Source organism: Vogesella aquatica (assembly GCF_028548455.1).
Lineage (GTDB): Bacteria > Pseudomonadota > Gammaproteobacteria > Burkholderiales > Chromobacteriaceae > Vogesella > Vogesella aquatica.
Map to the genome: position 1 here is coordinate 177,817 of NZ_JAQQLF010000004.1, position 24,006 is coordinate 201,822.

Genomic DNA, 24,006 nt, shown 5'->3' on the forward strand with positions numbered 1-24,006 from the left:
CTCTAAACAAACGTATGAGCGTAAACGCCATGTCATGCAGCAAGGGTAGCCTGTTTGGCATCGCCCTGTTGTAACGACAGATAACAACACTCACGAGAAGAAACACATGGATCGCAGACAATTCCTGAAAGCAGGCAGTTTCCTGACCGCCTCTGCCGCCACCCTGGGCCTGACCGGCTGTTTTGGCAGCGGTGGCGGCGGTAGCAGCGAACCTGCCCGCAGCTACAGTTTTCCGCAGGGCGTGGCCTCGGGCGACCCGCAGCCGGCCAGCCTGGTGCTGTGGACTCGCCTGGGCGATGCCGCGGCCGACACCCCGGTGACCATCGAAATCGCCACCAGCCAGAACTTTGCCACCGTATTGCATAGCGTGACGGTAACGGCGCAGGCGCAGTGGGACTACACCGTGCGCCATAAGGTCACCGCGCTGCAGCCGGGCACCACGTACTACTACCGCTTCCGTGCCGGCAGCAACGTGAGCCAGGTTGGCCGCAGCAAGACTGCCCCCGCCGCCGGTACGCCGGTATCGCAGCTGAAATTTGCTTTTATCTCTTGCCAGGACTGGAGCGTGAACCACTGGGCGGCGTTTGACGAGCTGCTGCAGCAAGACCTGGATTTTGTCGTGCACCTGGGCGATTACATCTACGAAACCGTGGGCGCAGCGTTCCAGACCGGCAAGGTGGAAAACCGCCACAGCCAGATCAAGCTGCCAGACGGCATCAAGCGCAGCGATGGTGCCACCTACGCCAATACGCTGGCCGACTACCGCACGCTGTACAAAACCTACCGCAGCGACAGCCGGCTGCAGGCGCTACACGCGGCATTCCCCATCATTGCGGTATGGGACGACCACGAGTTTAGCGACGACGCCTGGCAAGACCGCCAGAACTACGCCACCGGTGAAGATGCCGCCAAAGTGACCAGCCGCCGCCGCGATGCCAACCAGGCCTGGTTCGAGTACATGCCGGCCGATGTCAGCCTGGATGCGGCCAACCCGTCGTTCCAGAACATCCGGATTTACCGCCAGTTCAGCTTTGGCAACCTGGCTACGCTGGTGATGACCGACCAGCGCCTGTACCGCGCCGACCACGTGATCCCCGAAGTGGGCGCCGGTAGCGAGATCGGCAGCCGTTACTTTGTGCCCAAGTCCACGCTGGCCACGGTAGAGAGCCAGAAAATGAGCGCGGCCAGCGGCAGCCTGGACCCGGTATCCATTCTGGGCAGCACCCAGCGCCAGTGGTGGAAAGACCAGATGAGCGCGGCCAACACCACCTGGAAGCTGTGGGGCAATGAGGTATCGCTGTTGCGCATGCAGGTAAACGGTACCCAGGCGGTAGCCGGCCTGATGGTGCAGAGCCTGATTGCGGCCAACGGCGGGTTGGCCGCACTGCAAGGCGCGTTGATGACGGCGCTGGTGGCCGACCTCACTACCGCCGCTGCGGCGGTGCCCACCGCCAACAAGGCCACCCAGGTGCCCGCACCGGCCTATACCCAGACCAAGGTGGTGCTGGGGGGCGCAGGGCTTAGCGGCCCGGTATTCGACGCCGGTATCAAGCCGCAGCTGGACGCCGCGCTGCCGGCCGCCCAGTTCTTTGACGTGTTCCTGTTGAACGCCGACCAGTGGGATGGCTATAACGCCGAGCGCAAGGCGCTGATGAAGCACCTCAAAGACAATGCCATCGCCAACGTGGTGGCGCTGACCGGTGACATCCACGCCTTCTTTGCCGGCAGCGTGATGGACGACTACGACGCCGCCAGCCCGGTGCCAGTGATGGTGGACCTGGTGACCGCCGGTATTTCCAGCAACTCTTTCTATAGCTATTTCGAGAGCGTGGTAGACAGCAGCGCCAGCTTTGGCAAAACCAAGCCGCTGATCTACACCGAGCAGGGCGGGGTGCGCACCAATACCTTCAACAGCACGCTGACCACGTTCAATAGCTGGCTGAAGGTGGCCCATACCGACGCCCAGGGCTACGCCTTGGTGACGCTCACGCCGGCCAAGCTCAGCTGCAGCTTCCATACGCTGAAGACGCTTAGCGCCGGTGCGGCGCCTGCACTGCCAGCCACCCATAGCATCACCAAGCTGGAGGTCGCCGCCGGCAGCCCGTCGGTAACCGTCCTGCCCTAAGCAAACCGCCATGCGCTGCCGCCAGCCAGCCCGAACGGGCTGGCTGTTTTTTCGGCCGCCGCCTGCTGGCAGATAGGCTACACTCGGCATCCATTCTTTTTTGCCTTTGCCCTTTTGCCATGAGCAGCCAGCCACTGAGCCAGTTCAGCAAGCGCGACGCGCGCCTGGCTGACCTTACCGCCGCCGCGCAAGCCATCTTGCAGCTAGACCGTGCCTTCAAGCGCCTGCTGCCCGGCATGCTGGGCCAGCATTGCCAGGTAGCGTGCTTTCGCGATGGCGAGCTGGTGGTGTATGCGCACAACAGTACGGTAGCGGCCCGCCTGCGCATGTTGGGTAATAGCGTGGTAGCGCCGCTTACCCGCCAGGGCTACCCGGTGCAGACCCTGCGCGTGAAGGTGCTGCCCACCCCGCCCAAGCCGGTGCGTGGCAAATCGTTCCAGCTATCGGATGCCGGGCTGGACGCCTTTGCCCGTGCGGCTGGCGAGATCCGCAACCCGGTGGTGAAAGAAGCGCTGGGCAAGCTGCTGCGCCACCATCGCGGCAGCGACAACGAGCGCTAGCCCGCCCGCGGCCAACCTGCGTACTGCTACGCCTGCCATGCTGGCGTGATCCTTGCATGGTATAGCCGCGGGCAGCGCCGCATTGTGCGGCCTGGCTAGCCCGCCAGCGTGGCAGCAGGTAAGCTGCCTTGCAGAAGCCGTAGAGCTTCGCAATCAGGGATTCCACAAACAGATGATCACGCTCAATACGCACCCTCTTCGCCGCAGCCTGAACGACGAGGCGCACGCGCGCCCGCCGATCGCCATACCGTCACCGGCACGGCTGACCACACTCACGCTTTTTTTCGATGAAGCCGAAGCGCCGCAGCGCAGTGCCTTGCAGGATTTGCTGCAGCGCATGGGCCTGCCGCTGCCGGACGATGGCCAGATGCACTACACCGGCGTGGCCGGTGACCTCACTATCCGCTGGGCCTTGCATACCGAATTTGCCCGCTACACCTTTGTGCTGGGTGGCGACTTTGTCGAGCCGTTCGAGCGCACCGCGCTGGACCGGCTGCCGGCAGACTGGCTGGGCAGCCTGCCCGGCGCCATCATGGTAGCCATGCACGCCGTGCTGCTGCCGGCGTCGCAAGAGGCACCGGCGCCGGAGATTGCCCAGCGCTGGTTTGGCGGCCAGGAGCTGATCGGTGCCGAAATCGGTGATGGCAACGGTGTGGCCTACACCGACCTGCGCCTGCACCCGGACCCGCGGCTGGCAGAAGGCTTTAGCCGCTATGTCGTGATCGACCGCGCCATGGGGCCGTCGCAGTCCGGCCGCATGATGCAGCGCCTGTTCGAAATGGAAACCTACCGCCTGCTGGCCCTGCTGGCGCTACCCGAGGCCAAACGCCAGATGCGCGAGCTAGACCGCCTCGGTACCCGGCTGCGCAGCGTCACCCTGCATATGGCAGAGCAAAGTGCACACGACGCCGCCATGCTGGACGAGCTCACCGACCTGTCCGCCCAGGGCGAGCAGCTGATTGCGCAAAGCCAGTACCGCTTTGCTGCTGCCCGTGCCTACTACAAGCTGGTAGCCCGGCGCATTGCCGAGTTGCGCGAAACACGGTTATCCGGCCTGCAGCCGTTTTACGAGTTCATGGAGCGCCGCCTGGCCCCGGCCATGGAAACCTGTGAAACCGCCGCACAGCGGCAAGAGCGGCTGATGGCGCGGCTGCAGCGTAGCACCGCCCTGCTGCGTACCCGGGTAGAGGTGGTACACGAGGCGCAAAACCGTGCCTTGCTGGCCAGTATGGACCGCCGTGCCGAGCTGCAGCTGCGGCTGCAGGAAACGGTAGAGGGCTTGTCTGTCGGCGTGCTGACTTACTATGCCGTGGGCTTGCTGGGCTATCTGTTCAAGGCGGGCAAAGCGATGGGCTTGCACCTGAACGTCGAGCTGCTGACCGGCTTGGCCATTCCGCTGGTGGCTTTGCTGGTGTGGCTGGGCATGCGTCGTGTAAAAAAGACATTGCAGCACGGCTAGCCCGCGGCTGATACCAAGGTGCTGGTTCGTTGTCATTAGCGTGTGCCAGCACCCCGATTTCTGGCATGACATGCCTGCTCAAGGTTAATGGCCGGTGCAATCTGCTGCTACTGCCCTCCTGCTGGCTGGTGCGGCAGCCTCAGGCCATTTACAGAATTTGGCTGTAGATCAAATCGCTGCCTGATAGCGCAAGCCAGACCAGGTAAAAACCTTCAGAATAGCTGCATCAATTTTCTGCAAGCTTCGTCAATGTCCATTTCCTCCTCGCGCAAACTGCGCCCGCTGCTGATCAGCTTCGTTGTCGTTACCGTGCTGCTGGCGATTGCCCAGACGGCTATCGTGACCGTCGATCTGAATAAAATCATGGCCAATAGCCGCTACGAGCATCAGGTGGCAGACGGCCTGGCCGACCGCATGGCCGACCTGCGCTTCCACGTAGTACAGATCCAGCAGTTTCTGACCGATGCCAGCGCTACCGGCGACCGTGACGGTTTTGGCGATGCCAAAGAGCACTACCAGGCGGCCGTCAAGCAACTGGACGAGCTCAAGCAGCTGGATGCAGCCTATGGCGACGACGCCCAGGCGACGCGCCAGCTGCTGGATACCTTTTACCAGGTAGGCCAGCAAATGGCCGACGCCTACATCAGCCAAGGCCGCGAGGCGGGTAATGCGCTGATGAAGGCACCGGGTACCGGTTTTGACGAGCGGGCCGAGGCGCTGACCAAGAAGCTGGAAGCGCTGCAGCAGCGCGTAGAACAGGCTATGCAGCAGGTGGTGAGCGATAGCGAAGCGCAGATCGCCTCGGCGCAAACCAGCTTGCTGCTCAGTGGTGGCCTGCTGATCCTATTGGTAGCGGCTGGGGGCGTGCTGCAGTACCGTCGCGTGTTCCGTAGCCTGGGCGGCGAGCCGGTAGAAGCCATGCGCCAGACGCGCTATATCGCGGCGGGTGACCTGAGCCATGTGTTGAGGGTTCCGGCAGGGCGCGAAAACAGCCTGATGGGTGCGCTGTCGGATATGCAGGACAAGCTGCGTGACATCACCGGGCGCATCCGCGACCTGGCTGGCCAGGTACAAGGCAATGCCGGCGATCTGTCGCGCTCGGCGCGCGATGTTCAGCATGCCTCGCACGCGCAAAGTGAAGCATCGCGGGCGATTGCCGTATCGGTAGAAGAAGTATTGCAAAGCATCAGCCAGCTGGCCGAACAGATCCGCTACGTAGAGCAGGAGGCGCATGACGCCGATACGGCGGTAGGCGAATGTGCCGGCCTGATACGCCAGTCGGCCGACGATATCCGCGGAATTGCCGGCCATATTTCCGGTGCGGCCGAGGCACTGGATGGCTTGAGTACGCAGACACGCACCATTGCCACCATTACCCAGACCATTCACGACATTGCCGACCAGACCAACCTGCTGGCACTGAATGCGGCGATTGAAGCTGCCCGCGCCGGCGAAAGCGGCCGCGGTTTTGCCGTGGTGGCGGACGAGGTGCGTAAGCTGGCCGAGCGTACCAGCCAGGCTACGGTGGATATCAGCCGCCAGATTGATAACCTCAGCCATGGCATGCACGATGTGGTGGGCACCATGCAGGGCAGCGTCACGGCCACGCAGGACGGCGTAGAGCAAAGCCGTAAGGCGAGCGAAGCGATAGAAGGCATTCGCGACAATGCGGCCAACATCAGCCGCCATATCGAGTCGGTAGCGCTGGCGCTGGGCGAACAGCAGCTGGCGGTGCGCGATATCGCCCAGCGTGCCGAAGTGATTTCGGCCATGACCGAAACCAACCAGGGCACGGTAGACCGGACTGCCACGGCAGCAGGCCAGCTGAGCGTACACGCCCAGGACCTGGGCGCGGTGGTGGCCACGTTCAAGATGTAAGGCGTGGGCGTATTTGCTACGACAACACCCGGCCACGGCCGGGTGTTTGCCTATCCGGTTATAAAAAAGACTCCCGCTGCCTCGACACAGGGGGAGCCAAAGGGAGCCGGCGGCATGGGCCGCCCGTGCTATTACTGCTGGATGATCTGGCGGATCTGCTCGATACCTGCCGGGTCGTCCAGCGTGGTGAGGTCGCCCGGGTCGCGGCCTTCAGCCAGCGCCTGGATGGAACGGCGCAGCACCTTGCCGGAGCGGGTCTTGGGCAGCTGGTTCACAAAGTACACCCGTGCCGGGTTGGCGATGGCGCCCAGCTGCGCCGCCACGCGTGCGATCACTTCTTTTTCCAGTGCGGCACGGCTGGCCGGGTCGTCCAGCAGGGCAGGGTTTTTCACCACGGCAAACGCCTTGGGCACCTGGCCTTTCAGGCTGTCTTCCACGCCCACTACAGCGACTTCGGCAATGGCGCTGTGGCTGCTGACGGCTTCTTCGATTTCACGCGTGCCCAGGCGGTGGCCAGCCACGTTGATCACATCGTCGGTGCGGCCAAGGATGGTGTAGTAGCCGTCGTCGTCCTTGATGCCCCAGTCAAAGCTGGAGTACACCAGTTTGTCCTTGAACAGGCTGAAGTAGGTATCGACAAAGCGCTGGTCCTGGCCCCACACCGTGCTCATACAGCCTGGTGGCAGCGGCGGAATCACGCCGATCACGCCTTTCTCGCCGGGGCCTACCTCCTGGCCGGTGCTTTCGTTGAACAGTTTCACGTTGAAGCCGTATACCGGCAGGCCGGGGCTGCCGAATTTGACGTCTTTCTTTTCCACGCCGTTGCACAGCGTCAGCATCGGCCAGCCGGTTTCGGTTTGCCAGTAGTTGTCCAGCACCGGGATATTCAGCTCACCGGCAATCCAGGTAGCGGTGGGTTCGTCCAGCGGTTCGCCGGCGAGGAACAGCGCGCGCAGGCTGGACAGGTCGTGTTTGTGCAGCCACGCCGGGTCTTGCTTTTTCAGCACACGGATGGCGGTGGGGGCGGAGAACATCACGCTGACGCGGTATTTCTCCACCAGCTGCCACCAGATGCCGGCGTCGGGGCGCACCGGCAGGCCTTCGTAGACCAGCGTGGTCATGCCGTTGATCAGCGGGCCGTACACGATGTACGAGTGGCCCACTACCCAACCGATGTCCGAGGTGGAAAAGTAGCACTCGCCCGGCTTGCCGCCGTAGATGTAATCCATGCTGGCGGCCAGCGCCACGGCGTAGCCGCCGGTATCGCGCTGTACACCCTTGGGCTTTCCGGTAGTGCCAGAGGTGTACAGGATGTAGCTGGGGTGGCTCGACTCGACCCACGTTACGTCGGCGCGGTCGTGCAGGTGGGCGTCGCGCAGCGTGTCGTAGTCCAGGTCGCGCCCCGGTTTCATCATCGGTGCTTCGGCCAGGCCGCGGTTCACCACAATCACTTTGGCCGGTGCGCTGGCGCCGGCGTAGCCCAGTGCCTCGTCCACCAGCGGTTTGTAGGGGATGACTTTGCCGCCGCGCATGCCGGCATCGGCGGTCACCAGTACTGTCGGGCTGGCATCCTCGATGCGGGTGGCCAGGCTGGCCGGGGCAAAGCCGCCGAATACCACAGAGTGAATAGCCCCCAGCCGCACGGTGGCCAGCATGGCGAAAATGGCTTCCGGAATCATCGGCATGTAAATCAGCACACGGTCACCCTTGGCCACCCCCTGCGCCTGCAGGATGGCGGCAAAGCGGGCTACTTCGGCGTGCAGCTCGCGGAAGGTGTAGCCGGTTTCGATGCCGGTTTCGCTGGAGACATAGGCCAGCGCGGTTTGCTCGGCGCGCTCGGCCAGATGGCGGTCCACCGCGTTGTAGCAGAGGTTGGTGAGGCCGCCGGCAAACCACTCGCGGAACGGGGGGTTATCGTAGGCCAGTACCTTGTCGAATGGCTTGTGCCAGTGAATGCGCGCGGCTTCTCTTCCCCAGAACGTTTCGGGCTCGTTGATGGATTGCTGGTAAAACGTCTGGTACGAGGTCATGCCGGTCTCCTGATAGTCTTGCGCATCTGTCAAGCGGTTGCTTGTCGGACAAAGTAAGGAGTAATGGCTGTGGTGGTCAATCTTGCAGTGCATCATCGGCTGGCAGGGCATGGGTTAGCGTTGCATAAATACCGATAAAACCAAGGCTTGCTATAAAGCTATATGCGCGTAGTGCGGCTTGGGTTTGATATGAACACTGGCCGAATCCCCCTGCTTTGCAGTACTCTGAAAGCTAGGGACACCATATGTATTTCAGGACAAGACCATGGACGTTAAGCATTATATGAATGTCGTTGGCCAAGCTGCCCGCAAGGCCAGCCGCGCCATAGCCCGTGCCGATACCAACCAGAAGAATAGGGCCTTGCACGCCATGGCCGATGCCATCGAGCGCGATCTGGAGCGCTTGGTAACGGCCAATATGCTGGACCTGGAGGCGGCGCGGAAAAATGGCCTGGAAGAGGCCATGATCGACCGCCTGACCCTGTCGGAAAAAACCGTACACGGCATGGCAGAAGGCCTGCGCCAGATTGCCGCACTGCCCGACCCTGTGGGCGAGATGGGCGAGTTCAGCTACCGCCCGTCCGGCATACAGCTGGGCAAGATGCGCGTACCGCTGGGCGTGATCGGCATCATTTACGAAGCGCGCCCCAATGTCACCGCCGACGCTGCCGGCCTGTGTCTGAAATCGGGCAATGCGGTGATCCTGCGTGGCGGCTCGGAAGCTTTCCACAGCAACCAGGCCATTGCCGCCTGCGTGCACGAAGGTCTGCGCGTGGCCGGGCTGCCGCAGCACGTGGTACAGGTGCTGGAAACCACCGACCGTGCCGCCGTGGGCGAGCTGATTACCCAGACCGAGTTTGTCGACGTGATTGTGCCGCGTGGCGGCAAGGGCCTGATCGAGCGCATCAGCCGTGATGCCCGCGTGCCGGTGATCAAGCATCTGGACGGTAACTGCCATGTGTATATCGACGACACGGCCAATCCGGAAAAAGCCTTCAATATCGCGCTGAACGCCAAGACGCACCGCTACGGCACGTGTAACACCATGGAAACCCTGCTGGTGCATACCGCCTTTGCCGAGTTCATCCTGCCAAGGTTGGCCGCAGCGTACTGGGAAAAGGGCGTAGAGCTGCGTGGCTGCGAACGCACGCGCGGCATTCTGGGTGACAAGGTGGTGGCCGCGACGGCCGATGACTGGGGCACAGAGTATCTGGCGCCGATTCTGGCCATCAAGGTGGTCGGTGGTATCGACGATGCCATCGAGCACATCAACCACTACGGAAGCCACCATACCGACGCCATCATTACCGACGATTACGCCCGCTCGCGCCAGTTCCTGCGCGAGGTGGATTCGGCCAGCGTGATGGTGAACGCCAGTACCCGCTTTGCCGATGGTTTCGAGTATGGGCTGGGTGCCGAAATCGGTATTTCTACCGACAAAATCCATGCCCGTGGCCCGGTCGGCTTACATGGCCTTACCAGCCAGAAGTGGATCGTGCTGGGCGATGGCCAGGTACGTAGCTAGCTGCAAGCAGCCATGATGTAAACGGGGTAGCCAGCAAGGCTGCCCCGGCACGACAAAGCACTCGCGCCCGCCATAAGCGCAGGCTCGCCCGCCGTGGCCGGGCCCTATAGTGTGCCGCTCATCGTGGCTGGCGGATGCCGGCCCGTTCTGCACAAGGGGGCAGCATGTCTGCGAAAGTACAAGTAGACGACCATCTCCTTGCCGATGCCTTGCTCGGCGAGCGCATCCGGTTGGTAGCCAGGCGTGGCTTTGTGGCCAGTTTGTCCACGCCGGTGGCGGCGGCACTCTTGCTCTACCTGAGTCACGCCGAGCACCTGGCAGACCTGCAGCCGTTGTATGTCTGGAGTGTGCTGATTACCCTGATCGTCATACTTAACCTGGCCTGCTGTCTGCCGCAGGCACTCACCGAGGCGCAGCCAGCTAATAAACAGCTCTGGGTACGTCTGCAGCTGGGGGCCAAAGCGCTGCTGGGGCTGGGTTGGGGAGCCAGTGTCTGGTTTCTGATACCCATTGCCACGCCGATATTCGGCATGATGCTGTACATCATTCTCAGCGGTATCTGCGCCATGGTGGTGCTGGTGCACTCCATGTTCTGGACATCGGTGGTGGCTTTTCTGCTGGGAATCTATCTGCCGATCTTGCTGTACGCCGTATTTCACCCCCAACCGCTGGACGTGTATGTGGCGATGGCCGGCGCTTTGTACGCTTTGCTGCTGATTGTTTACAGTGGCGTGGTCAACCGTCAGCTGGTAAGAGGGGTGGGCGCAGCTTTGCAGGCCCGGCTGCTTGCCGAAGAGCTGCTGGATGCCAATATGCGCGCAGAACAGTCACTTGCCGCCTTGCAAGAAGAGCATTGCCGTTTGCAGCTTGCTCTTGGCACCATTCGCAGTATGGCCCATCAGGACGAGCTGACCCAGCTACCCAACCGGCGGGCAGCGATTGCCGCTTTGAACGACAATCTGGCGAAATGGGAAAGCGGGCAAGTGATCTGCAGCCTGATTATGTTGGATATCGACTTCTTCAAGGCAATCAATGATACCTATGGCCACGACATTGGCGACGATGTCCTGGTTGCCATGGCCCGCCGGCTGGACGCACGGCTCAGGCCGGCAGACCTGCTGGCCCGCTTTGGGGGCGAGGAGTTCATCATCCTGTTGCCGGGTATGCGGCTGGACGATGCCGCCCAGCTGGCACGGCGGCTGTGCGAACAGTTGGCCGCAGAACCGCTGTTGCAGCAGCCGGTGTGCTTGCCGGTAACGGCCTCATTCGGTATCACCCAGTTGCGCCACGGCGATACATTGCACGACTGGTTGCGCCGTGCCGATCAGGCCATGTACGCGTCCAAACGCATGGGCCGTAACCAGTGTTCTGCCTTGCAGTAGTCCAAGGCCCACTGTGGCGTGAATACCCGGGTAGACCAGGCTTTAAGCTTAATTTTTTAAACAGTTCTGCTTGGCGGAACAATATGCTTGATTGCGGAATTGCTGCGTGCATACTCTTTGCATAGCATGCCTGCCAGCCACCCTGGCACGGCACATAACAGGAGAGATGCCGCATGTCCCACCCCGTACCACACCCCGAGCAGGCGCTATGGTTGAGCCAGCTGGGTGTTCGTGATGTCGAGCTGGCTTTTGCTGACGTAACCGGTTTTGCACGTGGTAAGACCTTGCCGCGCCAGGCGTTTATCGATGGCCAGCAGCTGCGCATTGCGCGTGCCGTTGCTATCCAGAGCTGCATTGGCGAGTTTCCCGATTACCGCTTTTACGGTGAAGAAGACCCCGATGTTACCCTGTTGCCCGACATGGCCACCCTGCGCCAGCTGCCTTGGGCGACTACGCCACGTGCACTGGTGCTGTGCGATTGTGTCGATCACGATGGTAGCCTGTCGCCGCTGGCGCCGCGTACGGTGTTGAAACAGGTGCTACAGCGCTACGCCAGTCACGGCTGGACACCCGTGGTGGCACCAGAGCTGGAGTTCTATCTGTTTGCGGCCAACCCGGACAGTGATGCCCCGTTCCAGCCACCAGCCTTGCGCAGTGGCCGGCGCGAGCGCGGTTTCGACTCGTTCAGCTTCAGCACCCTCAACGATCTGGAAGCCTTTTTCGATGATGTCTATCGCGGCTGCGAGCTGCTGGGTATCGCTACCGATACCTGGGTACACGAGATGGGGCCTAGCCAGTTCGAGATCAACCTCAAGCATGGCGATGCCTTGGCGCTGGCCGACCAGACTTTCCTGTTCAAGACGCTGCTAAAAGAAACCGGCAACAAGCACGGCCTGAATGTGGTGTGCATGGCCAAGCCGCTGGCGGGCGAGCCTGGCAGTTCCATGCACCTGCACCAGAGCGTGGTAGACCGCGACGGGCGCAATATTTTCAGCCAGCCCGATGGCAGCGAAAGCCAGCTGTTTTACGGTTTTATTGCCGGCATGCAGCGCTATCTGGCCGAGCTGATGCCGCTGTATTGTCCTAGTCCCAACTCCTACCGGCGCTTTGTCAAAAACCTGGCGGCACCGGTGAACCTGAGCTGGGGGGTAGACAACCGCTCGGTGGGCTTGCGGGTACCACTGTCTGCGCCGCAGGCCCGTCGCGTGGAAAACCGTTTGCCAGGTTGCGACGCCAACCCATACCTGTCGCTGGCTGCCAGCCTGGGCGCGGGTTTGCTGGGCATGGAGCAGGGCTTGCAGCCTACGCCGGCGGTGAGCGGAAACGTTTTCTTGCAGGCCGACTGTGGCGATGCGCTGCCACGCACCCTGGATGCGGCACTGGCACGCATGCAGCAAGGCGAGGCGGCCCGCTTGCTGTTTGGCGCGGCGTTCAGCGAGGCTTATGTCGCGGTAAAAGAGGTGGAGCTTGCCAGCTTTCACAACGAAATCACCGCTTGGGAGCGCCGCTATCTTGGTGTCCTGGCCTGATAGGCCGCAAGCAAAACGCCCCGCATGGTGCGGGGCGTTTTGGGTTTGCGCGGTATCCCTGTCTTAGCGTTCTTTGGCCAGCAGCTCGATGATTTCGCTGCGTGTGCGGCCAGTCAGATTGCACTGCGCCTCGACAATCCACAGTTCGACTTGCTGGCGGTCGCCTTGCGCGGCACGCAGTAGCTTGCCGTAGGCTTCGCCTGTCATGTGGCTGGTAGGGGGCAGCACGCGGCGCTGGGTATGCGCGGCGTACTGTGTACGGCTGGGGGGATTGCTTTTCTGCTTTTTGCCTTGGTGGTAAAAGAACCAGATCAGACCGGCAAGAAAAAAACAGACGACAAGAATGAAGGTTCCCAGCACGTCAGCCTCCGCTAAATAAACTGCCGGTCATGATAATTGAATTACTCCGGTTTGATTATTAGTAGAAGTACTACATCGAAAGCATTTGTACCAGATCAAGCAAGACTCACGCAGTGATAGGGCACTACTGCGCGCGTATAGCACAATCTGGGTAAGCATCAGACACCCACTGCCAAGGAGAGTTTCATGTACAAACACCTCGTTATTGCACTGGATGGCAGCCATAACGCCCGCCCGGCACTGGTTGAAGCCGTGCGTATTGCCGCAGCGGCCAATAGCCATCTTTCCCTGGTGCATGTCATCTGCCTGCACGATTTTGCCGTAGACAGTGCGGGCCTGCTGGATACGCAAGCATTGTACGACGAGGCCAGAAAACAAGGACAGTCCGTACTGGATGAAGCGGCGGACTACGCACGGCAACATGGCGTAAAAGACACCAGCCAGCAGCTGCTGGAAGCACCGCAGGGTAGCGAGGCGGCCACCGCGCAGCTGGTAGATTTTGCGGCAGAAGCCGGGGCGGATTTGCTGGTGATCGGTACCCACGGCCATCGCGGCTGGCGCCACCTGCTGCTGGGCAGTTTTGCCGAGTCTGTACTGCGCAAAAGTACCTTGCCCCTGCTGGTAGTGCGTAACCCGGAAGACGACGACAACGCAGCGCCAAGCGCAGGTTAAGGTTGGCCGCAGTGTGTCTGCGGCATAAGCTAGCGGCGGCGCGCCAGGATGAAAAACTCGTGGTTGCCGTCGCCGCCCTTGATCGGGCTATCGAACCAGCCCAGCTTGTCAAAGCCCAGCTCGGCCACGCAGCGGCTGATCTTGTCTTCCACGCCGGCATACAGCGAGCTATCGCGCACGATACCGCCGTGGCCCAGGCCCTCGCGGCCAACTTCGAACTGCGGTTTCACCAGGCCCAGCAGATAGCCACCCGGGCGGATCAAGGGCAGCGCCGACGGGTAGATCAGCGCCACCGAAATAAACGATACATCGCACACCATCAGATCGAAGGCTTCGCCATCGTTGGCCGCCAGCAGGGCGGCGTGGTCCAGGGCCCGGGCATTCACCCCTTCGAAATAGCGTATACGCGCATCGTTGCGCAGGCGTGCGGCCAACTGGTCGTGGCCCACATCCACACCCACCACACGGCATACGCCGGCTTGCAGCAGGCAGTCGCTAAAGCCGCCGGTGGATTGCCCCACGTCCAGCGCACGCCAGCCCTGGATATCGTGCAGGCCGGCGGCGGCCAGCGCCCCGGCCATTTTCAGGCCGCCGCGTGATACATAGCGGTCGGCCTCGTCCGGCACCACATGGAATACCGCGTCGTCGGGCAGTTTCTGGCTGGCCTTGCCGATAAGGCGCGTGCCCGCACCCTCTGCCACGCTGACGCGGCCGGCCTCGATCAGCTGCTGTGCTGCGGTACGCGACGGGGCCAGGCCCTGTTCTACCAAGAGAAGATCCACGCGCTTCATTCCTGCCCCCTGCTGCCAGTACAAAACCGCGCAAGGGTGCGCAATCTGCCGGGTACTGTCAAGGCAGGCTTGGCCGCAAGCGGTAGCGGTGCGATGATGCATTCATTTATTGCCATTTCAACCCTGCATTTCACCCACACAGGTGCCGGTATGGACAATCTGACTTTGCATCCGCACACCGTGCGCGTATTGGGCGCACTGATAGAAAAACAGGCGCTCACGCCCGACAGCTACCCGCTCACCCTGAATGCCTTGCAGTCTGCCTGCAACCAGCTCACCAGCCGCGACCCGGTGCTAAGCCTGAGCGAGGCGGATATCAGCAGTGCGCTGGACGAGCTGATGGCGCAAAAACTGGTGGCCGAGCGTATCCCGGCTGGCAGCCGCGTGGCCAAATACGAGCACCGGCTGAACTACGCCTGGAATATTGACGGCGCCAGGTTGGCCGCACTGTGCTTGCTGCTGCTGCGTGGCGCGCAGACCAGCGCCGAGCTGCGTACCCGTGCCGGCCGTGTCTACAGCTTTTCCAGCGTGGACGAAGTGGAAACCGCCCTGGCCGCGCTGGCCGACAAATATCCGCCACTGGTAGAAAAGCTGCCGCGCCAGCCGGGCGAGCGCGAGGCGCGCTGGGTGCATCTGCTGCATCCGCCAGCCTTGGCCGTGTCGGCGGCCAACCTCGCGCCACAGGGCGGCGATGCCGCACTGGCGGAGCGCGTCGCCGAGCTGGAGGCGCAGCTAGCGCTGATGTTGCAGCGCATCGAAGCACTGGAGACACAGCAGGCGAGCGCGTAATATGGCGGCGCTCTTCATGATTAACGGATAACGATAATGACACGATACACCCTGTTGGCCGCCGCTTTGCTGGCTATGCCTCTTGCCGCCCATGCCGGTGACACCACGATCGCTGCGGGCAGCGAATACCGCTTTGTAACCCGCATGCCTACCGGCCTGGGCCCTGGCCTGGCGCTGGACTACATCAAGTCGGACAACAAGGACAGCCAGGGGAACAAGCCCAGCTTTGGCGCCGCCGGTGTGATGGTCGGCCTGCCGGTACCCATGCTGTTGCGCGTGGACCTGGGCGGCAAGCTGGTGTACCTGGAAGCCAATGGCCCGGCCAGCGCCGCGATGGCTGGCGGCCGCCTGACGGTGGACCTGCCGATGAGTGCCGAAGCGTTCGTACACGGCTTTTACGCCGGTGCCGGTGCCAGCAGTGGTACGGTTACACAAGTCACCGATACCATGGCCGGCGTACGCTGGAGCCCGCTGAAAATGGTGGGTATCGAAGTGGGCTACCGCACGGTAGAGGTCAAGCGTGAAGACGGCCGCCGCAATATCAAGCTGGCTGACGGTGCGTATGCCGGTGTGTCGGCAGCGTTCTGAATTAGCCAGCATGCTCAGGCTGACAGCCCCCTCGGGTATACCGAGGGGGTTTTTTGCAGCTGCTTTTGCTGCCGGAGCGGTATTGGCCACCGCGCCAGCGGTAAAAGCGGCGATAATCCCCGCTTGAATGTTTAGAGGTATGCGCCATGAGCGACGACAACACCATCCGCCTGTCCAAACGCATGACCGAGCTGGGTTTGTGCTCCCGCCGCGAAGCGGACGAATTTATCGAGCAGGGGCTGGTAAAAGTAGATGGCGTAGTAGTAAACGTGCTGGGTAGCCGCGTGCGCCCGGAGCAGACCGTGACCCTGGAAAACGGTGCACTGAACGTACAGGCCGAACGTGTAACCATCTTGCTGCACAAGCCGGTAGGCTTTGTCAGCGGCCCGGCCGAGATGCAGGGCGAACGCCCGGCCTGGCTTTTGGTCAAGCCGGAAACCCGCGCCGAGCAAGACCGCTCTGGCGTGATGTTCCTGAAAAAGCACCAGCACAAGCTGGCGGCGGCGGGCAAGCTGGACGTTGATGCGTCCGGCCTGCTGGTGCTGACGCAAGACGGCCGCGTAGCACGCAAGCTGTTGGCCGGCGAGTGCGAACAGGAATACCTGGTATGGCTGAAAACCCCTGCCTCGGCCGAACAGTTGGCCGCGCTGGGCAAAGGCGTGCAGGCCGACGGCGACACGCTGGACGCCGCCCGTGTCAGCCGCCAGAGTGACCGCCAGCTGTGCTTTGTGCTGCGCCAGCAGCAGCGCCGCCATATCCAGCGCATGTGCGCTGCCGTGGGGCTGGAAATCGAGCGCCTGCACCGCATCCGCATCGGCCGCGTGCGTCTGGGCGACTTGCAGCAAGGTCAGTGGCGCTACCTGCTGGAAAACGAGAAGTTCTGAGTGGCTAAAGTCAACAAGCCCCTGCCGTGATGACAGGGGCTTTTTCGTGGTCGCTATTTTGGCGGCTTATTCCTTGTTTGCCAAACGGTCTTCTTCGAACACGGCAAAGGTTTTCTTGGCGGGTTCCAGCACTTCCCATACCCCTTCGAAACCGGCCGGAATCACAAAATGCTGGCCGGCGCGGATATCCGCCACACTGCCATCATCGCCCAGCAAGCGGACATGGCCTTCCAGCAGGGTACAGAACTCGCACTCGGTATACTTTACGCGCCAGGCACCGACACCACCCGACCACAGGCCGGCATGAAATTGGCCGCTAGGGTCGCTGTAGTGCAGCTCTACACTTTGTTCGCATTCGCCACTCAGACGGCGTTCTTGCGGGGCGGCAAAGGTATCCGGGGTAATGTCCTGGTGGTGAAATAACACAATCTCATTGGCGCTCGACACGGCCCTACTCCTCTGTATTGGTATCTTGGTACAAGCTGTTGATTATGTTTGACACTGTGGCACAGCCCAAGGTTGGCCGCAAGCTTTGGGCGGTGCCACCGCGTGGCTATTGCCAGTCGCCGCGCAGCTGGCTCACGGCTTGTTGCAGGCCGGCGGCACTGACATGTGCCGCCGGTACCGGCGCAGCGGCTTTCAGGGCGATGTGCGACCAGGCGCGGCGTGGCCAGCTCAGCATGGCCGGCCCGTAGCGGCGCGAGAAAAAGCTGCCCCACATGCCGCATAGCGCCATGGGTATCACCGGTACCGGTGTGCGCGCCACAATTTCTTCGATGCCGCTCTTGAACGGGTTGATCTGGCCGTCGTAGGTAATCTTGCCCTCGGGGAAGATACACACCACTTCGCCCTCGGCCAGCGCGGCGGCTACGGCGTCAAAGGCGCGGGCCTTGGCTTGCGGGTCTTCCTTGGCCGGTGCAATGGGGATGGCCCGCGCGGTGCGGAACACAAAGTTCAGCAGCGGTACCTTGAAGATGTGGTGGTCCATCACGAAGCGTACCGGGCGGCGTACGGCGCCGGCCAGAATCAGCGCGTCCATGAAGCTGACGTGGTTGCAGACCAGTACGCACGGGCCTTCTTCCGGGATGTGCTCCAGCCCTTCGTGGCGGATGCGGTACAGCGTGTGGGTGGCGATCCACACCAGGAAGCGCATCATGAATTCCGGCAGCAGGCTGTAGATGTACGCGGCGACCAGCAGGTTGAGCAGGGCGGCGATTAGCAGCACGCTAGGAATGCTCACCCCCATGCCTGCCAGGATGGCGGCAAAGACGGCGCTGGCCACCATGAACAGCGAGTTCAGGATATTGTTGGCCGCGATGGCGCGCGAGCGGAATGCCGGTGCGGCACGGCTCTGGATCAGCGCGTACAGCGGCACGATGTAGAAGCCGCCGAAGATGCCGATCAGGGTGAAGTCTGCCATCAGGCGCCAGTGGCCGATGTCGCGCACAAATGCCAGCCAGTCCAGCGTCTGCGCGGCGGCCACCGGGGTGGCAAAGTACAGGTCGATGCCGAACAGGCACAGGCCCAGCGAGCCAAACGGCACCAGGCCCAGCTCTACCTTGCTGCCGGATAGTTTCTCGCACAGCATCGAGCCGACACCCACACCCAGCGAAAACAGTGTCATCAGCAGGGTATAGACACTGGCGTCGCCGCCCAGTACATCGCTGGCGTAGGTGGGCAGCTTGGACAGGTAAATGGCGCCCAGGAACCAGAACCACGAGATACCCAGCAGCGACAGCCACACGGCGCGGTTCTGTTTGGCTTCGCGGATGATGGCCCAGGTCTGGCGGCCGAAGTGCCAGTCTATCGGCAAGCCGGCCGCGGTAGGCGGTGCCGGCGGCATGGCGCGGGCCGAGGCATAGCCGGCCAGCGCGCAGGCCAGCAGGGCGGCGATCAGCGTGACGCGGCTCGGGTCGGCATTCACCAGTACGGTGCCGGCTACCTGGCCCAGGATGATGGACACGAAGGTGCCCATTTCGATCAGGCCGTTGCCGCCTACCAGTTCTTGCGGCTTCAGGTATTGCGGCAGCACGCTGAACTTCAGCGGGCCAAACAGCGTGGAATGGATACCCATCAGCAGGATGGTGCTCATCAGGATCACGCCGTTATGCAGCCAGAAACCCAGCGCCGCCACCAGCATGATGGCGATTTCCATCTGCTTGACCACCCTGGCTATCGCCGCCTTGTCGTACTTCTCGCACAGCTGGCCAGCGGTGGCGGAAAACAGGAAGAAGGGCAGGATGAACAGCGCGGCGGCCAGCTGGATCATCAGCTCGGGCGCCAGCCCCAGCATTTGCATGCCGTGAAAGTTGATCAGCACTACCACGGCGTTTTTCAGCAAGTTGTCGTTGAACGCGCCAAAAAACTGGGTGATGAATAGCGGGACGAAGCGCCGTGTGCGTAGCAGGTCAAACTGGTTCGGGTGGTGCGCCATGGGGGCGGATCTTTCGCGAGTCCGAAGGACGATGGGTTGATGGTATGCCATCCCGCCAGTTGCTTACAAACCGCGCACTATGACATTACCGTTTCGGCAGCGTATGCTAGGGGTCGTTTACCCATGCTGTGCCCATACCATGATCATTAATCCCATCCTCAACAGCGACTCCTACAAACTCAGCCACTGGGCGCAGTACCCGCCCGGCACGCAGGGTATGTACTCCTACGTGGCGGCACGGGGTGGCACGGCGTCGCATGTGTTGTTTTTCGGCCTGCAAAGCCTGCTGAAGGATTACCTGAGCCAGCGCATTACCCGCGAGCACATCGATGAGGCCGAGGCGGTGGTGGCACTGCACGGCTTGCCGTTCAACCGCGCCGGTTTCGAGCGCATCGTGCAGCAGCACGACGGCTACTGGCCGGTACGCATCCGCGCGGTGGCCGAAGGCGAGCTGATCCCTACCGGCATTCCGATGATTACCATCGAATCCACCGACCCCGAGCTGTTCTGGGTGGTGTCGTTCCTGGAGACCGCCTTGCTGCGCGTGTGGTACCCCATCAGCGTGGCCACGCGCAGCTTCCGTGCCAAGGAAATCATCCGCCGCTACCTGCAACAGACTGCCGACGACCTGTCCGGCCTGCCGTTCAAGCTGCACGATTTTGGCGCCCGCGGCGTATCCAGCTACGAAAGCTCGGAAATCGGCGGCCTGGCCCACCTGGTGAACTTCCAGGGTAGCGACACCTTGGCCGCGCTGGTGGCCGCCCGCCGCCACTACCACGAGCCGTGTGCCGCGTTTTCCATCCCGGCGGCCGAGCACTCCACCATCACCGCCTGGGGCCGTGCGCAGGAAGGCGAAGCCTTTGCCAATATGCTGACCCGTTTTGCCAAGCCCGGCGCGCTGCTGGCGGTGGTGAGCGACAGCTACGACGTGTTCCACGCCGTGAGCGAGCTGTGGGGCGAACGCCTGCGCCAGCAAGTGATAGACAGCGGCGCCACCGTGGTGATCCGCCCGGACTCCGGCGAGCCGGTGCAAGTGGTGGCCGAAGTGGTGGAAAGGTTGGCCGCATCGTTCGGTACCACCGTCAACAGCAAGGGTTACCGTGTGCTGAACCATGTGCGCGTGATCCAGGGCGACGGCGTGAATCTGGCCAGTATCGACGCCATCCTGTCGCGCCTGGCCAAGCTGGGCTATAGCGCCGACAACGTGGCTTTCGGCATGGGCGCCGAGCTGTTGCAAAAGCTGGACCGCGATACCCACAAGATGGCACTGAAGTGCTCGGCTATCTGCATCAACGGCGAATGGCGCGATGTATTCAAAGACCCGGTCACCGACCCCGGCAAACGTTCGCTGGGGGGGCGTGTGGTGGCCGCGCGCGACAGCCGCGCCGCCTGGGGCGTGAACACACTGGAGCGTGTCTCCGATATCGACCTGCAAATGCACGTGGTGTGGGAAAACGGCCGTCTGCTGGTAGACGAAACCCTGGCCGATATCCGCGCCCGCGCAGCCCTGCACCTGGAGGAAAGATGAGCCCCGAACACGTGATTCAGGCACAGCTGGATGCCTACAACGCCAAGAATCTGGATGCACTGCTGGCCTGCTATGCGCAGGACGCGTGCATGTACCAGTACCCGGCCACGCTGGTGGCGCAGGGGCATGACGAGATTCGCCAGCGCATGAAGCTGCGCTTTGCCGAGCCGGATCTGCACGCGCAGCTGCTGCGCCGAGTGGTGATCGGCGAGGTGGTAATAGACGAGGAAGTGGTCACCCGCAACTTTCCGGCCGGGCGCGGCAAGGTGGCGATGACCATGATCTACCGCGTACAGCATGGCCGCATCGTGGACGCCTCTACCATCATGGGCGAGCCGCAGCTGGAGCAGGCGGGCTGAAGCGCCTGCGCTGCCAGCCATAGCCTGCCCGTTACCACCGGCAGGCTTTTTTGCGCCGGTTTCAGGCCGGCAGCGGCTGCCGCGCCAGGCGGCGCCCCCACAGCAGACCGGCCAGCATGAGCAGGGCCAGCAAGCCGTAGCTGAGCCACGGGCCCAGCGCCACGTTACGGGCAATGGGCCAGTGAAAAGCCAGCCAGCTGCGCAGCCCGCATTCGCCGATCAGGCCGCCACCCCACAGTACGGTAAGGTCGCGCCACAGCCGCGTCAGCCGTGGTGTGGGGCTGGCCAGCAGCGCCGCCGCGGGGCTATCCGGCTGCCGTCTGGCCGCGGCCGCCACCAGCACGGCCAGCAAGGGTTTGCGCCACACCACGCTGGCCAGCATCACCAGCCCGGTGGCGCCGCCTACCATCGACTCGCGCACCAGCAACCAGCGCGCGTCACTATCGCCCCAGGCGGCTAGCAGCGACAGGCCGATGCCGCCCAACACCACGATGCTTAGCGCATCCAGCCGCCGGTAGCGGTACAGCTCCCACAGGCTCCACAGCAAAGGCGGCAAGGCGGACCACAACAGCGCGCCACGCTCGCCCCAGGCGGGCAGGCAGGCGTCGTACACCCACCACGGCAGCAACAGGTTGGCCGCCAGGTCGGGTAGCAGCGTGCGCCAGTCAGCCCGCATCGGCGGCCAGCTCGTCCAGCGGCAGCACGCGGATCATATTGCCCGGCACATCCATATTGGCCCACAGCCAGTTCAGGTGCGCCACCAAGGCTTCGCCGCTCACGTAGGGGCGGTCCTTGCAGGTGTGGGCGTCGGCCACCACGGTAACGGCGTAACCCATGGAGGCGGCGCGGCGCACGGTGGTATCAACACAGAAGTCGCTGGCGTAGCCGCCTACCCACAGGTTTTCGATGCCACGGCTGTCCAGGTACTGGCGCAGGCTGGTGTCCAGAAAGCTGTCGCAGGCGGTTTTTTCAATGACCACATCGCTGCCCAGCCGTGCCAGGCCAGGGTGCAGCTGCCAGGCTTCGCTGCCGCGCGGCAGGTCGTCGGCGTAATGCTGGATGAAAATCACCTCGTGCCCCTGGCTGCGGGCATGGGCGATCAGCCGGTTCAGCATGGACAGGGTTTCCGGGCCGCGGGTGGCCAGCGGCGGCATGTCGATCAGGCCGTACTGGAAGTCAATAACAAGCAAGGCGGTAGCAGGCATGGCAGGGTTCCACGGAAGGTTGGCCGCAGCGCGGCAAATAGCCACCAGTTTACGGTAGCTGGCTCAGGTAGTCTGGCCAGTTGGTATTTTTGCCAGGGTAGGCCAGGCCGTGGCGCAGGCTCAGGCGCGCCAGCTCGCCGCTTTCCGCCAGCCGCGACAGCGCCTGTTCGAAGCGGGCAGGCTCATCCCGGCCCTGCGTATGCAGGCCGTAGCCGAAGAAGCCGCCTTGCTGGCTGATGGCCGGCAGCAAGGGCAGCACATTATGCTGGCCCAGGCGGGCCAGCACGGCGCGTGCGGTACGCTCGTTGCTGGCGATCAGGTCCAGCCGGTGCCGTTGCAGCTTGGCCATGCCTTGTTCCAGCGTGTCGCCAATGTCGACATCCAGCTGCTGTTTGGTGCTTTCATAGCCTTGTCCCAGCGTCCAGCCACGGGTAAGGCCCAGGCGCAAGCCGGCCAGGCTGGCAAAGTCGCCGTTCCAGGCCAGCGGGCGGTTAGCCAACCGGTACCAGTACAGCGTATCAACGTACAGCGGGTAACGCGAAAACTGCAGGAAGCGGGCGCGCTCGCGGTTGCGGTACGGCCCGATCAGCACGTCGGCCTGGCCGTACTGCACGGCCGATTGCGCGCGGAGCCACGGCAGCAGCGCAATGCGGCAATCCAGCTGTTCGCGCTGGCACACGGCGTTGATCACGTCTACCGCCAGGCCGTAGGGCTGTGGCGTGCCTGAGTGCAGAATGCCCGGAAAGTCGGTACCGACAAAGCGCAGCGTGGCTGCCTGCAGTGGCAGGCTGAGTAGCGCCAGCAATACCAGCCGCCAGTGCATCACGCGCTGACGGCCAGCAGGTGGTCGCGCTCGCCGCGCAGATAGCGCACCACATTGTCGAAAGCCTGGCCCAGGTACTGGGCGTAGCTGTGCTGCTCGGCGTAGCCCAGATGTGGTGTGCACAGCACGTTCGGCAGTTGCAGCAGCGGGTGGGCGGGGTCGTATACCGGTTCTTGTTCAAACACGTCCAGCGCGGCAAAGCCGGGCCGGCCTGCTTGCAGTGAGGCCAACAGTGCGCCGTCGGCCACCAGCTCGGCGCGGCTGATGTTGACGAATAGCGCGTCCCGCTTCATCAGCGCCAGGTCGTCGGCGCCGATGTTGGCCGCGGTGGCTGGTGCCAGGCGCTGGTGCACGCTGACGATGTCGCAGCGGCTAAAGAAATCGGCCCGGCTGTCAGCGGCGTGGTAGCCAAGGGCGATCGCCTCCTGGCGGGCTCGCTCGCTGCCCCACACCACCACCTGCATGCCGAAGGCCCGGGCAAAGCCGGCCACGCGCTGGCCGATCTTGCCAAAACCCAGAATGCCCAGCGTATCGCCGTGCATGGCGCGGCCGAGACTGGTTTGCCACTGGCCGGCGTACAGCCCTTGTACCGCCGGCAACAGTTGGCGGCGTGCGGCCATCATCAGCAGCCAGGCCAGCTCGGCTGGCGCTATCGGGCTACCGTTGCCTTCCATCAGCACCACGCCGGCTTGCCGGCAGGCCGCCACGTCCACGTTACGCGCCAGCTTGCCGGTCTGGCTAATCAACTTGAGCTGCGGGTAGCGTGCCAGAAAGGCGGCGTCGATTGGCGTGCGCTCTCGTATCAGCAACAAGCCATCTGCCCTGGCCAGCGCGGCAGGCGCCGCCGGGTCGCGTTGCAGGTCGCCCAGCACCGTGGTCTGGATGTCGGGGTGCTGGAACAAGCCGCTGCAGGCTTGGCTGGCGTGCTGGTAGTCATCGGGAATCACCAACTGGAATGGCATGCAATGCTCCTGACATTGTTGCAGGGATTGTGGCACAAGCTCCGCAGGATTCTATAGTTTAAATGCAGGAATTAATGCATTAATGTGTAAGTAACACTTATTAAGGCAAGCAATTTTTACGAT

At 62.7% G+C, this 24,006-nt stretch carries 22 protein-coding genes; 13 read left to right on the top strand and 9 right to left on the bottom strand.

Annotation, left to right across the window (positions count from 1 at the left end; translation table 11 throughout):
• The first annotated feature begins 106 nt into the window (after window positions 1-106).
• The 4 genes from PQU95_RS03850 (at window position 107) to PQU95_RS03865 (ending at window position 6,022) form a co-directional block, all read left to right on the top strand.
• Window positions 107-2,125, top strand: a complete 2,019-nt coding sequence (locus tag PQU95_RS03850; RefSeq protein ID WP_272750767.1) for an alkaline phosphatase D family protein — start codon at window positions 107-109, stop codon at window positions 2,123-2,125.
• Between the two features lie 119 nt (window positions 2,126-2,244).
• Window positions 2,245-2,685: a DciA family protein gene (locus tag PQU95_RS03855; RefSeq protein ID WP_272750768.1), complete on the top strand. Its 441-nt coding sequence runs from the start codon at window positions 2,245-2,247 to the stop codon at window positions 2,683-2,685.
• Between the two features lie 172 nt (window positions 2,686-2,857).
• Window positions 2,858-4,144 carry a DUF3422 family protein gene (locus PQU95_RS03860; protein ID WP_272750769.1) on the top strand — a complete coding sequence of 429 codons (1,287 nt, stop codon included), beginning with the start codon at window positions 2,858-2,860 and terminating at the stop codon, window positions 4,142-4,144.
• A gap of 249 nt (window positions 4,145-4,393) precedes the next feature.
• Window positions 4,394-6,022, top strand: coding sequence for a methyl-accepting chemotaxis protein (locus tag PQU95_RS03865; RefSeq protein WP_272750770.1), 1,629 nt, complete (start codon window positions 4,394-4,396; stop codon window positions 6,020-6,022).
• A gap of 131 nt (window positions 6,023-6,153) precedes the next feature.
• On the opposite strand, the gene PQU95_RS03870 is transcribed toward PQU95_RS03865, so the two are convergent.
• Window positions 6,154-8,163, bottom strand: a complete 2,010-nt coding sequence (locus tag PQU95_RS03870) for a propionate--CoA ligase (protein WP_308446603.1) — start codon at window positions 8,161-8,163, stop codon at window positions 6,154-6,156.
• 154 nt (window positions 8,164-8,317) lie between these two features.
• On the opposite strand from PQU95_RS03870, the gene PQU95_RS03875 reads away from it, so the two are divergent.
• The 3 genes from PQU95_RS03875 to PQU95_RS03885 all read left to right on the top strand — a co-directional run bounded on the left by PQU95_RS03875 (window position 8,318) and on the right by PQU95_RS03885 (window position 12,488).
• Window positions 8,318-9,577 carry a glutamate-5-semialdehyde dehydrogenase gene (locus PQU95_RS03875; RefSeq protein WP_272750771.1) on the top strand — a complete coding sequence of 420 codons (1,260 nt, stop codon included), beginning with the start codon at window positions 8,318-8,320 and terminating at the stop codon, window positions 9,575-9,577.
• Between the two features lie 164 nt (window positions 9,578-9,741).
• A complete protein-coding gene (locus tag PQU95_RS03880; protein WP_272750772.1) occupies window positions 9,742-10,959 on the top strand; it encodes a diguanylate cyclase in 1,218 nt (405 codons plus the stop codon).
• A 173-nt stretch (window positions 10,960-11,132) separates the two neighbouring features.
• Entirely contained in the window at window positions 11,133-12,488 is a 1,356-nt protein-coding gene (locus PQU95_RS03885; RefSeq protein WP_272750773.1) for a glutamine synthetase family protein, read from the top strand.
• Between the two features lie 63 nt (window positions 12,489-12,551).
• Here PQU95_RS03885 and PQU95_RS03890 read toward each other — a convergent pair whose 3' ends face one another.
• Window positions 12,552-12,848, bottom strand: a complete 297-nt coding sequence (locus PQU95_RS03890; protein WP_272750774.1) for a hypothetical protein — start codon at window positions 12,846-12,848, stop codon at window positions 12,552-12,554.
• 186 nt (window positions 12,849-13,034) lie between these two features.
• On the opposite strand from PQU95_RS03890, the gene PQU95_RS03895 reads away from it, so the two are divergent.
• Window positions 13,035-13,520, top strand: a complete 486-nt coding sequence (locus tag PQU95_RS03895; protein ID WP_272750775.1) for a universal stress protein — start codon at window positions 13,035-13,037, stop codon at window positions 13,518-13,520.
• A 29-nt stretch (window positions 13,521-13,549) separates the two neighbouring features.
• Here the strand turns inward: PQU95_RS03895 and PQU95_RS03900 are convergent, their stop codons facing one another.
• Window positions 13,550-14,311 (bottom strand): TlyA family RNA methyltransferase, encoded by a 762-nt coding sequence (locus PQU95_RS03900; RefSeq protein ID WP_272750776.1) that lies wholly within the window; start codon window positions 14,309-14,311, stop codon window positions 13,550-13,552.
• A gap of 150 nt (window positions 14,312-14,461) precedes the next feature.
• On the opposite strand from PQU95_RS03900, the gene PQU95_RS03905 reads away from it, so the two are divergent.
• From PQU95_RS03905 to PQU95_RS03915, 3 genes are all read left to right on the top strand, one after another.
• Window positions 14,462-15,100 carry a YceH family protein gene (locus PQU95_RS03905; protein ID WP_272750777.1) on the top strand — a complete coding sequence of 213 codons (639 nt, stop codon included), beginning with the start codon at window positions 14,462-14,464 and terminating at the stop codon, window positions 15,098-15,100.
• Between the two features lie 36 nt (window positions 15,101-15,136).
• Window positions 15,137-15,688, top strand: a complete 552-nt coding sequence (locus PQU95_RS03910) for a YfaZ family outer membrane protein (RefSeq protein WP_272750778.1) — start codon at window positions 15,137-15,139, stop codon at window positions 15,686-15,688.
• A gap of 146 nt (window positions 15,689-15,834) precedes the next feature.
• Window positions 15,835-16,572 (top strand): pseudouridine synthase, encoded by a 738-nt coding sequence (locus PQU95_RS03915; protein WP_272750779.1) that lies wholly within the window; start codon window positions 15,835-15,837, stop codon window positions 16,570-16,572.
• A 66-nt stretch (window positions 16,573-16,638) separates the two neighbouring features.
• On the opposite strand, the gene PQU95_RS03920 is transcribed toward PQU95_RS03915, so the two are convergent.
• Complete coding sequence (locus tag PQU95_RS03920) at window positions 16,639-17,019, bottom strand: cupin domain-containing protein (protein ID WP_272750780.1); 381 nt, start codon at window positions 17,017-17,019, stop codon at window positions 16,639-16,641.
• A 106-nt stretch (window positions 17,020-17,125) separates the two neighbouring features.
• A complete protein-coding gene (locus PQU95_RS03925) occupies window positions 17,126-19,006 on the bottom strand; it encodes an MFS transporter (RefSeq protein WP_272750781.1) in 1,881 nt (626 codons plus the stop codon).
• 139 nt (window positions 19,007-19,145) lie between these two features.
• On the opposite strand from PQU95_RS03925, the gene PQU95_RS03930 reads away from it, so the two are divergent.
• Complete coding sequence (locus PQU95_RS03930; protein WP_272750782.1) at window positions 19,146-20,534, top strand: nicotinate phosphoribosyltransferase; 1,389 nt, start codon at window positions 19,146-19,148, stop codon at window positions 20,532-20,534.
• Window positions 20,531-20,893, top strand: coding sequence for a nuclear transport factor 2 family protein (locus PQU95_RS03935; protein WP_272750783.1), 363 nt, complete (start codon window positions 20,531-20,533; stop codon window positions 20,891-20,893). The genes PQU95_RS03930 and PQU95_RS03935 overlap by 4 nt, the downstream gene beginning before the upstream one ends.
• A gap of 61 nt (window positions 20,894-20,954) precedes the next feature.
• Here the strand turns inward: PQU95_RS03935 and PQU95_RS03940 are convergent, their stop codons facing one another.
• Genes PQU95_RS03940 through PQU95_RS03955 form a run of 4 tightly spaced genes read right to left on the bottom strand, consistent with a single transcriptional unit; the run spans window position 20,955 to window position 23,883 of the window.
• Complete coding sequence (locus tag PQU95_RS03940) at window positions 20,955-21,569, bottom strand: VC0807 family protein (RefSeq protein ID WP_272750784.1); 615 nt, start codon at window positions 21,567-21,569, stop codon at window positions 20,955-20,957.
• Window positions 21,559-22,098, bottom strand: coding sequence for a cysteine hydrolase family protein (locus PQU95_RS03945; protein WP_272750785.1), 540 nt, complete (start codon window positions 22,096-22,098; stop codon window positions 21,559-21,561). The genes PQU95_RS03940 and PQU95_RS03945 overlap by 11 nt, the downstream gene beginning before the upstream one ends.
• Before the next feature lie 49 nt (window positions 22,099-22,147).
• The gene (locus tag PQU95_RS03950; RefSeq protein ID WP_272750824.1) at window positions 22,148-22,921 is read right to left on the bottom strand and encodes a substrate-binding periplasmic protein; all 774 of its coding nucleotides are present in this window, start codon (window positions 22,919-22,921) and stop codon (window positions 22,148-22,150) included.
• Window positions 22,921-23,883 (bottom strand): D-2-hydroxyacid dehydrogenase family protein, encoded by a 963-nt coding sequence (locus tag PQU95_RS03955; RefSeq protein ID WP_272750786.1) that lies wholly within the window; start codon window positions 23,881-23,883, stop codon window positions 22,921-22,923. The genes PQU95_RS03950 and PQU95_RS03955 overlap by 1 nt, the downstream gene beginning before the upstream one ends.
• Window positions 23,884-24,006 lie beyond the last annotated feature (123 nt).